Raw genomic sequence first — 10758 nt, forward strand, 5'->3', positions numbered from 1 at the left:
TAGCCATCGGAGCCAGATTTCATGTCCAACATCACTGCCGTCCTGACCGCCATCGACGCCGCCAATGCGCTGGACCCCAGACAGGACGAAGGACAGCCGGAAGCCTTACTTTATGGGTCACGCATGAGCGAAGAAGTCGCCCGCCTGTTTCCGGATGCTGAGGACGCATTACAGATTGCGGCCCGAGGCCAGCACATTGAACGCTGGACACTCAAACGCGCAGATTACCCCGAAGGGCGCGCTGGTTATCTGAAATGGCGGCGCGATCTGGCAGGCCATCACGCAACCCGTGTGGGTGAGATCATGGCGCGGAACGGCTATGGCTCTGACGACATCGCACAGGTCGGGCAGATGCTGCGCAAAGAAGGTATCAAGCGCAATGATTTGGTTCAGGCATTGGAAGATGTTATCTGTTTTGTGTTTCTGAAATGGTATTTCGCCCCGTTTGCAGCGAAACACACACCCGAAAAAGTTGTTGATATTGTTCACAAAACTGCCAGAAAAATGTCTGCAGACGCACGCCAACGGGCATTAAGTGAATTTGACCTGCCCGACGATTTACGCGCGGCTGTCGAGTCTGTGGCGTGACCCAAACGCCGCTACGGCAAGCTCTGATCGTTGCGCACGGGCAACCCTCAGACCCCGAACCGCCAGAGCGGCATCTGGCCGCCCTGGCTGAACGTGTCGCAGCGGCTTTGCCTGGGTGGCGCATCCGCTCTGCCACCATCGCAGCTGCAGGACGTCTGGAAGCTGAAGTGGCTGAAATGCCCGACAACGGGCTGATCTATCCGATGTTCATGTCGGACGGGTGGTTTGTGTCGCGGGTACTGCCGGACAGGTTGGGAGAAACGCCGCTGACCACCCTGCCCCCTCTGGGGTTTGATGATGCTCTTCCCGAACTGGCGGCGCGCCTGATCAAAGAGAAACTCGTCGCGCTTGGCTGGCGTGCAGCCCAGTCCAACCTGTTGCTCGCCGCGCATGGCTCTGGTCGTGGCACCCGCGCCGCAAAGGCTGCCCGATCCTTTGCAGATCGCCTGTCCCCGCTGCTTTCGGGCATGTCGATTACATTGGGTTTTATCGAGGAACCACCATTTGTAAATGACGCCGCAACCGGGCTTGGATCACAAACTTTATGCTTGCCGTTTTTTGCTCTTGAAGGCGATCATTGTCGTGAAGACATTCCACAGGCGCTTGAAAAGGCAAACTTTTCCGGTGAGCTTTTGCAGCCACTGGGCGAAACCGATGAGATCCCGAACCTTATTGCAAACGCACTAAGCCGCGCCTGTGGTAGGGCTAACATTGCTTAGAGAGACTGACCAGCCGAAAGAGCGGAATCCAACTTGATCATTTGCCGCGCTGCAATTTCACCGGTTTCACCTGAAAGGATAATTCCGGCGGCACGCTGTCCGATTTCAAATCGATGCGCGTCTGTTGTCGCCAGTTTCATCGGCAATCCCTGAAGCAGATCAAGGTTGTTGAAACCAGCAATCGCAAGGTCCTGCGGGATGCGCAATCCGGTTGCCAGACAATGCATATATGCGCCAACCGACATCACGTCACTGGAATAATAGATGCATTCAAGATCGGGCGAGCGCGCCAACATCTGGTCGGTCAGAAACCGCCCATTTTCAATCGACGAAGCACCCGCATAAAGTTCCTGATCGTGCAGGGTTATGCCTTGTTCAGTCAACGCGTCGATGAACCCGCGCCGCCGCTTTTCGGCTCGAAAATCCTGCGGCATTTTTGTGCCAACAAATCCAATCCTGCGATATCCCCGTTCCAACAACAGTAACGCCATTTCTCGCCCGGCTTGCAGATGAGAAATGCCGACGCAATGCGCGACGGGATCTCCGTCTGTGTCCATGATCTCGACAACAGGACAATCAGAATTCGCAAGCATGCGAAGGGCGGAATCCGTATGTTCCAACCCGGCAACAACCAAGCCGGACGGTCGCCAGCTGAGCATTTCGCGAATGACTTCTTCTTCTTCGTGCAGGTCATAACCCGTGACCCCGATCACAGGTTTCAACGGTGACGGGGCCAAGGCAGCCGAGATACCAGACAAAACCTCAGGGAAAACAGAACTGCTCAGGCTTGGGACAACAACGCCGACCAGATTTACTTTTTTCGACGCAAGCGCGCCTGCAATGCGATTTGGGACATATCCAACCTGACGGGCAATCTCTTCGACCTTGCGCTTTGTGGCAACGGACACATCCGGCGCGCCTCGAATAGCGCGCGATGCGGTCATTTCGCTGACCCCAGCCAGTTGCGCGATGTCTTTCAGAAGTAGCTTTTTTCCCATGCCCGGATCGTCTGATACATTTTAAGGAACCGCAAGCTGTAAAGCGTGTATCATGTTGGTGTTATTTTGGGTTGATTTCTGCGCAAAAAGCGACTACCGATAGCGCTAACGGTAGCGCCATCACTGACCCCGGTGCGACTAATATCAAGGAGTTTCAAAGATGACCACTAAAATCGCTATCAACGGATTTGGACGTATCGGACGCGGTGTATTGCGCGCATTGATCGAAAGCGGCGCCACAGACATCGAAGTCGTAGCAATCAATGACCTTGCCCCGCCCGAAAACCTCGCACACCTTTTGAAGTATGACAGCGTACATGGTCGCCTGAATGCCAAGGTTGATCTGGACGGCGACACCATGAGCGTCAATGGTCAGACGATCCGCCTGACAGCCATTCGCAACCCCGAAGAACTGCCCTGGTCGGATGTCGACATTGCGTATGAATGCACAGGTTTGTTCACCAGCCGTGAAACTGCCGGTCGTCACCTTAAGAACGGATCGCGCCGCGTATTGATATCAGCGCCAGGGTCAGATGTTGACCGCACAGTTGTGTTTGGCGTCAACGACCAGGACCTGACAGCAGACGACGTTATTGTCTCAAATGCGTCCTGCACCACCAACTGCCTTGCGCCTGTTGCACAGGTTCTGGACAATGAGTTCGGTATCAAAACCGGATACATGACCACAATCCACGCCTATACCGGCGATCAGCCCAGCCATGACACCAACCACAAGGACCTGTATCGCGCCCGCGCCGCTGCGCTGTCGATGATCCCGACGTCCACCGGTGCTGCACGCGCTATTTCGTTGGTGCTGCCACAGCTGGAAGGCAAACTGGAAGGTTCTGCCGTACGGGTTCCAACACCTAACGTGTCGATGGTTGATCTGACGTTTGTCTCTGACAAGCCAGCAACCAAAGACGGCGTCAACGCCGCAATCAAAGCTGCCGCAGAAGGTCGTCTGGCCGGTGTTCTTGGATATGAAGAAGGCCCGTTGGTTTCGGTTGATTTCAACCACGATCCGCATTCGTCAGTTTTTGCCTCTGCGCAAACATCTGTGACCGGTGGTGGTCTGATCCGTGTTGTCAGCTGGTATGACAATGAGTGGGGCTTCTCTAACCGGATGCTGGACAACGGCCGCCGTATGGGTGAGCTGCTGCGTCAGGCATAAATCCTCTTCTGACTAGCTAAAAGGATATAGCCATGGTCGCGCGTGTCATTCCAGTCGATCCATTTGATTTGGTCATCTTTGGAGCCACGGGCGACCTTGCCCGGCGGAAAATTCTGCCGGGTCTGTTCCACCGGTTTCGTGTCGGGCAGATGCCTGACGATTCTAAAATCATCGGCGCCGCCCGCTCGAAATTTGATACGAACGAATTTCGTGACCTTATCCGGGAGGCTATACAGGAATTCATTGCTGAAAAAGATCGCAGCGATGACCAGGTAGAAGCCTTTCTGGAATGTCTGGATTACGTGCATGTCGATGCAACCGGTGACACCGGATGGAAAAAATTGGCAGGTTTGCTGCGCGAAAACAAAATCCGCGCGTTTTACCTTTCTGTTTCGCCCAGCCTGTTTGGGTCTATCGCACAACGATTAAGCGACACTGGTATAGCGACCAGTGACAGCCGCATTGTTGTCGAAAAACCCTTTGGCCATGATCTTGCTTCGGCTCAGGCGTTGAACGCCGATTTGCTGCGGTGTTTCGACGAGAAACAGATTTATCGCATCGATCACTACCTTGGCAAAGAGACTGTGCAGAACCTTATGGCGTTGCGCTTTGCCAATTCTCTGTTCGAGCCACTTTGGAATTCGACCCATATTGATCACGTCCAGATCACCGTGGCCGAAAGCCTTGGGGTTGAGGGACGCGGTGAGTATTATGACCAGTCCGGCGCGATGCGCGACATGGTGCAAAACCACCTGATGCAGCTGTTGTGCCTGATCGCGATGGAACCGCCCTCGCGGTTCGAACCCAATGCGGTGCGCGACGAAAAGGTTAAGGTTATCGAGGCTCTGGAGCCGGTCGATCCCAGCGAAATTGTTCGCGGTCAATATTATGACTGGAACGAATCCAAGGGATACAAGGAAGACGCCAACAATCCGGAAAGCCGGACGGAAAGCTATCTTGCGATGAAGGTCGCAGTGGCGAACTGGCGTTGGGCCGGAACGCCGTTTTACCTGCGCACTGGCAAAAAGCTGCGCGCGCGCTTGTCCGAAATCGCGGTTGTTTTCCGTGACCCGCCGCACATGATCTTTCCAAAGATGGAAGGACGGCGTGGGAATGCGTTGATCATTCGGTTGCAGCCTGATGAAGGCATCAAGCTGCGCACAACCATCAAAGAACCCGGCCCCGGCGGCATGCGATTGACCGAAGTGTCGATGGACATGACATTTGACAACGCGCTTGGCGAGGACATGCATACCGAAGACGCCTATGAGCGTTTGATTATGGATGTCATTCGCGGCAACCAGACCTTGTTTATGCGCGGAGACGAAGTCGAAGCCGCGTGGGCCTGGGCAGACCCAATTATCGGCGCCTGGCAGGAATCATCCCAAAAACCAGCGAGCTATGATTCGGGTGGGTCAGGACCAGAAGAATCGCTCATGCTTATCCACAAGGATGGCAGACGTTGGCGCGCAATCGGGTCCTGAGGGCCCGGGTGTGAAATCGAATTTATAATGAGGGGCCGGAAATGGCACTGCACGACACAATTCTACGGGTCACTGACCGCATCGTCGAGCGTAGCGCAGACACGCGCGGCGCCTATATGGCGCGCATGGGTGTCGCCAAGAGCAAAGGCCCGGCGCGTGGCCATCTGAGCTGCTCCAATCAGGCACATGCCTTTGCAGGAGCCGGGACAGATCAGGACGCGCTGGCAACCGGAAGTGCAGGTAATCTTGGGATTATCACAGCCTATAACGACATGCTGTCTGCGCATCAGCCATTTGAGACTTACCCGACCCTGATCCGGGATGCGGCCCGCCAGATGGGCGGCACCGCTCAGGTTGCCGGGGGTGTTCCGGCTATGTGTGATGGTGTGACTCAGGGCGAAGCCGGTATGGAGCTGAGCCTGTTTTCGCGCGACGTTATCGCGTTGGCGACCAGCGTTTCCCTGAGCCACAACACATTTGATGCGGCTGTGTTCCTAGGGGTGTGCGACAAGATCGTTCCGGGCCTTGTCATCGGTGCGCAGGCGTTTGGGCATTTGCCTGCAGTCTTCCTTCCTGCCGGACCTATGACCAGCGGTCTGGCCAATGACGAAAAAGCCAAGGTGCGTCAGAAATTTGCTGCTGGCGAAGTTGGACGCGACGCTTTGATGGCTGCCGAAATGGCCGCCTATCACGGCCCGGGCACATGTACGTTTTACGGCACCGCCAACACCAACCAGATGTTGATGGAATTCATGGGCCTGCATCTACCCGGTGCCAGCTTTGTGACGCCCAATACCGGACTTCGCGAGGCGTTGACCAAAGAAGGCGCCAAGCGGGCAATGTCGCTCAGCGCGTTGGGCAACAACTATACGCCTGTCTGTGACATCCTGGACGAAAAGGCCTTTGTGAATGGAATCGTCGGGCTGAACGCGACGGGCGGGTCGACAAACCTGTTGATTCACCTGCTGGCTATGGCACGTGCGGGCGGGATCATTCTGGATTGGGAAGACTTTTCAGAGCTTTCCGACGTGACCCCTCTGTTGGCGCGGGTCTATCCAAACGGATTGGCGGATGTGAACCATTTCCACGCGGCCGGTGGTCTGGGGTATATGATTGGTGAATTGTTGTCGGCGGGCCTGCTGCATCCAGACACAAAAACTGTCGGTGGCGACGGGTTGGGCAACTATACTCAGGAACCTAAACTGATCGACGACGAACTAACATGGGTGCCGGGAACCGAAGTCAGCCTGAATGACAAAATCCTGCGCCCTGCCAAAGACGCGTTCCAACCCACAGGTGGTTTGAAACGCATGGCGGGCAACATGGGGACCGCCGTTATGAAAGTATCGGCAGTCGCACCGGAACATCGCATGGTCACAGCGCCTGCACGGGTGTTTCACGATCAGGAAGAAGTCAAAGCCGCCTTTAAGGCTGGCGAACTGACCGATGACGTGATCGTGGTCGTTCGTTTTCAGGGGCCACGTGCCAACGGCATGCCCGAACTGCACAGCCTGACGCCAATGCTGGCCATTCTGCAAGGACGCGGCCAAAAGGTTGCTCTGGTGACAGACGGGCGCATGTCAGGCGCATCCGGTAAAATTCCGGCAGCCATCCATGTCAGCCCCGAAGCGCTTGACGGCGGCAACATCGCAAAAATCAAGGACGGCGACCTTGTGCGTGTTGATGCCGAAGCCGGGGTACTGGAAATTCTTGTCGAAGATCTGGATAAACGAGCCGTCACCACGGCCGATCTGACCGACTATCAGGCCGGAACCGGTCGCGAACTGTTTTCTGCCTTCCGCAACGCGGTAGGTTCTGCCACACATGGCGCATCAATATTTGGGACCTGAACACATGCCAATTACACCTGCAGAAGCGAGCCGAAGCGCCCGCGAAATTTGCCTTGCCGCGCCAATCGTACCGGTCTTGGTTGTTGAATCCGTGGAACATGCCCGCCCTTTGGCCGAAGCTCTGGTTGCGGGTGGCCTGCCTGCGTTGGAAGTCACGTTGCGCACCCCTGCTGCGTTGGACGTGATCGCTGAAATGGCCAAAGTCAAAGGCGGCATGGTTGGCGCCGGTACGCTGCTGACACCTGATGACGTCAAAGCGGCCAAAGCAGCCGGTGCTACATTTGGGGTTTCCCCCGGCGCAACCGACGTTTTGCTGGACGCCTGCGAAGCCGAAGGCCTGCCATTGCTACCCGGCGCGGCCTCGGCTAGCGAAGCCATGCGCTTGCTGGAACGTGGCTACGAAATGCTGAAGTTCTTCCCTGCCGAAGCGGCAGGCGGCGCAAAATTCATCGGATCACTGGCCAGCCCCCTGCCCCAGATTTCGTTTTGCCCCACCGGAGGCGTCAGCCCGAAAAACGCCAACGATTATCTGAGCCTTGCCAACGTGATTTGTGCTGGTGGCAGCTGGGTTGCGCCCAAGGACTTGGTGAACAAAGGCGCATGGGATGAGATCGAAGCCCTTGCACGCGACGCGGCCCAGCTAGGTCGCTGATGGTTTCGCGGATTGCCGGACCACTTCGGCAATCCGCTCTAATTGATCTACCAAAGGGTTCGTTTTGCGCCAGATCATACCGATCGAGCGCCCCGGCCCGGCCGACTGAAAGCGCGCCACAGAAACCGGCGCGGACCGGGTTTCGATGGGCACCGCCATTTCCGGAATCAACGTGACCCCAATGCCTGCGCCAACCATCTGAACAAGCGTCGACAGGCTGCTGCCATCCAAACCGTCGGCAGGAACGGACGACCCCGCATTGCAAAACGACAGCGCCTGATCGCGAAAACAATGCCCTTCCTCCAGCAATAACAGCCGCATTTTCCGCAACGCTTCGCCTGTCGGCACCGGGGAACCGGCATCGGTCCCGGGTCGGATAAGCACAAAATCCTCCTTAAACAGCTCAACCTCGCTGAGGTTCGGATCTGTGATTGGCAACGCGAGTATCGCCGCGTCCAGTCGGCCTTCGTTCATTTCGCGCAGCAAGTTAGATGTCAGCGTCTCGCGCACATGCACATCCAGATCGGGAAACTGTCGGGTCAGGTTTCCGACGATAGCGGGTAGCAAATACGGCGCAATCGTGGGTATCACCCCCAGCCGCAACCGGCCAGCGAAGCTGTCTCCCGACGCGCGCGCCATATCGCCCAGGTCTTCTACCGACCGCAATATGTCCTGAGCGCGGCCCAATACCTGTTCTCCGAAATCGGTTAAGCGCACTTTTCTTGCGGCTCTCTCAAACAGCTTTACGCCAAGCGTATCTTCCAACTCTTTGATCTGAACTGACAATGCAGGTTGCGAAATCGAACACGCATCTGCGGCGCGGCCAAAATGGCCATGCTGGGCAAGCGCCTTGAAATACCTGAGCTGACGAAGGGTAATATTTATCATAAGAAAAAACTATCGATCTCATCAAAAAATGCAACTTAGAATAATTCCAATCTCTTGTTAGGCTCAATTGGACGGATGCTCGCGCATCCGACTCAACGCAATAAAAGGCACGCATCGCGCCGGACTTGAAACGCAAGAACGCCACGATGTGCAAACAGAACAACTGGAGGTTTTCATGGACGGAAATGATGTCGGACAATCGGGCAAGTGCCCTGTCATGCACGGTCAGGCGACGCTTGGGGTCAATTCAAACAGCGACTGGTGGCCCAATCAGCTGAACTTGAAGATACTGCACCAACACTCAAACCTGTCTGATCCCATGAACGGTGGGTTTGATTATGCCGAGGCGTTCAAATCGTTGGATTACGATGCGCTGAAACAAGACCTCTATGCTTTGATGACAGACTCGCAGGACTGGTGGCCCGCCGACTATGGCCATTACGGCGGCTTGTTTATTCGTATGGCGTGGCATTCGGCCGGCACCTATCGCAGCAGCGATGGCCGGGGTGGAGGCTCAACAGGCAATCAGCGGTTTGCACCGCTCAACAGCTGGCCCGATAACGGCAATCTGGACAAAGCCCGCCGCCTGCTGTGGCCCATCAAACAGAAATACGGAAATCAGATTTCCTGGGCTGACCTGATGATTTTGGCAGGCAATTGCGCCATCGAATCGATGGGCGGAAAAACGTTTGGATTTGCAGGCGGACGCGCCGATATTTGGGAGCCAGAAGAAGATATCTATTGGGGTGCGGAAACCGAATGGCTGGCCACAAGTGATCAGGCCAACAGCCGCTATTCCGGTGACCGCGATCTGGACAACCCGCTGGCAGCTGTTCAGATGGGTCTGATCTATGTGAACCCCGAAGGCCCAGATGCAAATCCAGACCCGGTTCTGTCTGGCAATGATGTGATCGACACGTTTGGGCGCATGGCAATGACCCCCGAAGAAACCGTCGCCCTGGTCGCTGGCGGGCACACATTTGGCAAGGCGCACGGCGCAGGGAATCCCGATCTTGTAGGCGCAGAACCCGAAGCCGCCGCGATCGAACATATGGGGCTTGGCTGGATCAACGCACATGGTAGCGGCAAGGCAGGTGACACAACTACATCCGGTATCGAAGGCGCCTGGAAACCCAACCCGACCCAGTGGGACAACGGCTATTTTGACGTTCTGTTTGGCTATGAATGGGAACTGACCAAAAGCCCGGCAGGCGCACAACAATGGGTTGCCAAAGACGTCGCCCCCGAACACATGGTTGTCGACGCACATGATCCGGACAAAATGCACGCGCCTATGATGACCACGGCGGACATGTCACTACGCATGCATCCGGAACTGGAGCCATTTTCGCGCAATTTCCACGATAACCCCGACGCATTTGCCGACGCGTTTGCACGAGCATGGTTCAAACTGACCCATCGCGATATGGGCCCGCGCTCTTTGTATATTGGGCCAGAAGTTCCAGCCGAAGAACTGATTTGGCAGGACAATGTACCGGCTGTAGATCACGATCTGATCGACGCTGCGGATCAAACAGCCCTAAAGGCTCAGATTGCGGCATCTGACTTGTCTGTCGGCGAATTGGTGTCCACGGCCTGGTGCTCTGCATCAACATTCCGTGGATCAGACAAACGCGGTGGCGCGAATGGCGCGCGTATCCGGCTGACACCACAAAAGGACTGGCAAGCCAACGAACCGACTCAGCTGGCGCGCGTGCTGGGCGTCTTAACGGACATCCAAGAGACCTTTAATGCCGCGCAATCGGGCAACAAGCGGGTGTCACTGGCAGACCTGATTGTTCTGGCCGGGAACTCTGGTGTGGAACAGGCGGCCAAAGCCGGTGGTCATGATGTCTCGGTTCCGTTTGCACCGGGGCGCACCGATGCCTCAGAGGAACAGACTGACGCTGACTCGTTTGATGTTCTGGAGCCACCTGCCGATGGTTTCCGCAATTTTCAGAAGGCAGAGTATGCTGTTTCGCCGGAAGAACTGCTGTTGGATCGTGCACAGTTGCTGACATTGACCGCGCCGGAAATGACCGCGCTGATCGGCGGCATGCGGACAATAGGTGCCAATCATGGGCAAACCTCGCATGGTGTACTGACAAATCGCCCCGGTGCGCTGAGCAATGACTTCTTTGTCAACTTGCTCGACATGGGCACCAAATGGGCACCTGCGGCGGATACTCCGGGCGTCTATAATGGCCAGGATCGCCAATCCGGCGCACAGCGTTGGACAGCAACTCGCGTAGACCTTGCCATCGGTTCAAATTCGCAACTGCGTGCCCTGGCCGAAGTTTATGGGGCTTCTGACGGCGAAGCCAGGCTGGTTTCTGATTTTGTTGCGGCCTGGAACAAAGTCATGAACGCGGATCGGTTCGATTTGTAAGGCACGACGGACCGCAATT

General features: G+C 56.1%; 9 protein-coding genes. 7 read left to right on the forward strand and 2 right to left on the reverse strand.

The window, feature by feature from the left end; all coding sequences use genetic code 11:
• The first annotated feature begins 21 nt into the window (after window positions 1-21).
• Window positions 22-588: a DUF4202 domain-containing protein gene (locus ABJI08_RS04140; RefSeq protein WP_348400565.1), complete on the forward strand. Its 567-nt coding sequence runs from the start codon at window positions 22-24 to the stop codon at window positions 586-588.
• Complete coding sequence (locus ABJI08_RS04145; RefSeq protein ID WP_348400566.1) at window positions 585-1307, forward strand: CbiX/SirB N-terminal domain-containing protein; 723 nt, start codon at window positions 585-587, stop codon at window positions 1305-1307. Before ABJI08_RS04140 ends, ABJI08_RS04145 begins: the two co-directional genes overlap by 4 nt.
• Here ABJI08_RS04145 and ABJI08_RS04150 read toward each other — a convergent pair.
• The gene (locus ABJI08_RS04150) at window positions 1304-2305 is read right to left on the reverse strand and encodes a LacI family DNA-binding transcriptional regulator (protein WP_348400567.1); all 1002 of its coding nucleotides are present in this window, start codon (window positions 2303-2305) and stop codon (window positions 1304-1306) included. The two genes, ABJI08_RS04145 and ABJI08_RS04150, sit on opposite strands and share 4 nt — an antisense overlap.
• A gap of 160 nt (window positions 2306-2465) precedes the next feature.
• On the opposite strand from ABJI08_RS04150, the gene gap reads away from it, so the two are divergent.
• Genes gap through eda form a run of 4 tightly spaced genes read left to right on the forward strand, consistent with a single transcriptional unit; the run spans window position 2466 to window position 7462 of the window.
• A complete protein-coding gene (gene gap / locus ABJI08_RS04155) occupies window positions 2466-3476 on the forward strand; it encodes a type I glyceraldehyde-3-phosphate dehydrogenase (protein WP_348400568.1) in 1011 nt (336 codons plus the stop codon).
• A 32-nt stretch (window positions 3477-3508) separates the two neighbouring features.
• Window positions 3509-4960, forward strand: coding sequence for a glucose-6-phosphate dehydrogenase (gene zwf, locus ABJI08_RS04160; RefSeq protein ID WP_348400569.1), 1452 nt, complete (start codon window positions 3509-3511; stop codon window positions 4958-4960).
• A 41-nt stretch (window positions 4961-5001) separates the two neighbouring features.
• Window positions 5002-6810 (forward strand): phosphogluconate dehydratase, encoded by a 1809-nt coding sequence (edd, locus tag ABJI08_RS04165; protein WP_348400570.1) that lies wholly within the window; start codon window positions 5002-5004, stop codon window positions 6808-6810.
• A gap of 4 nt (window positions 6811-6814) precedes the next feature.
• Window positions 6815-7462 (forward strand): bifunctional 4-hydroxy-2-oxoglutarate aldolase/2-dehydro-3-deoxy-phosphogluconate aldolase, encoded by a 648-nt coding sequence (gene eda / locus ABJI08_RS04170; protein WP_348400571.1) that lies wholly within the window; start codon window positions 6815-6817, stop codon window positions 7460-7462.
• On the opposite strand, the gene ABJI08_RS04175 is transcribed toward eda, so the two are convergent.
• The gene (locus ABJI08_RS04175) at window positions 7451-8350 is read right to left on the reverse strand and encodes a LysR substrate-binding domain-containing protein (protein ID WP_348400572.1); all 900 of its coding nucleotides are present in this window, start codon (window positions 8348-8350) and stop codon (window positions 7451-7453) included. The two genes, eda and ABJI08_RS04175, sit on opposite strands and share 12 nt — an antisense overlap.
• 175 nt (window positions 8351-8525) lie before the next feature.
• On the opposite strand from ABJI08_RS04175, the gene katG reads away from it, so the two are divergent.
• Complete coding sequence (katG, locus tag ABJI08_RS04180) at window positions 8526-10739, forward strand: catalase/peroxidase HPI (protein ID WP_348400573.1); 2214 nt, start codon at window positions 8526-8528, stop codon at window positions 10737-10739.
• Window positions 10740-10758: the final 19 nt, after the last annotated feature.

The organism is Shimia sp. (assembly GCF_039969785.1).
Classification (GTDB): Bacteria; Pseudomonadota; Alphaproteobacteria; order Rhodobacterales; family Rhodobacteraceae; genus Shimia.